This is a genomic window from Actinomadura sp. 9N407 (assembly GCF_044326315.1).
Lineage (GTDB): Bacteria > Actinomycetota > Actinomycetes > Streptosporangiales > Streptosporangiaceae > Spirillospora.
Genome location: NZ_JBIRAW010000082.1, coordinates 1 through 653 on the forward strand (window position 1 = coordinate 1; position 653 = coordinate 653).

Consider the following 653-nt stretch of genomic DNA (forward strand, 5'->3'; position numbering starts at 1 on the left):
TGCCGACTCCCCGAGGCATATCGCAGGCTCCCACGTCCTTCATCGGCTCCTGATGCCAAGGCATCCACCGTGTGCCCTTAAAAACTTGAACACACAAAGCGATCAACAAATTTGCAACAGAGAACAAGAACAAACAATCCCGAAAGATCGCATGCCCCTGTTCAGAGATGCTCGCGTCCACTGTGCAGTTCTCAAAAAACAACCGGAACCACCAGCCCCACCACCGATCAAGGCGACAGGAACCGGTCCCGCAATCCATGAAGAAACACCCCAGCCCCCAACCACACACCAACGTGTGCTCGTGGGGGCTGAAGGGTCCGTTTCCTCAGGACCCAACAGCGTGTCCAGCCCACCCCCCACCCGATCACCGACGTTCCCCACCCCCAAGGGGGTGGTACTTGCCGGCTCACGCAGGCGGTGAGCTGAGTAGCCAGTGCTCCACATCTATGAGCGACCGTCCCCAGCACGCTCGGCTGAGAAGACGGTCCTGGACCAGCAACCCCACCAGGTGGAGTGTGCCGGCCAGTGTGCTCCTTAGAAAGGAGGTGATCCAGCCGCACCTTCCGGTACGGCTACCTTGTTACGACTTCGTCCCAATCGCCGGCCCCACCTTCGACCGCTCCCCCCACACAAGGTGGTTGGGCCACGGGCTT

Annotated in this window: 2 rRNA genes; both read right to left on the reverse strand. The window is 60.2% G+C overall.

The features are described from left to right. A 23S ribosomal RNA gene (locus tag ACH34Q_RS46960) occupies window positions 1-91 on the reverse strand; the annotation flags it as partial. 447 nt (window positions 92-538) lie between these two features. Beyond that, window positions 539-653, reverse strand: a 16S ribosomal RNA gene (locus ACH34Q_RS46965); the annotation flags it as partial.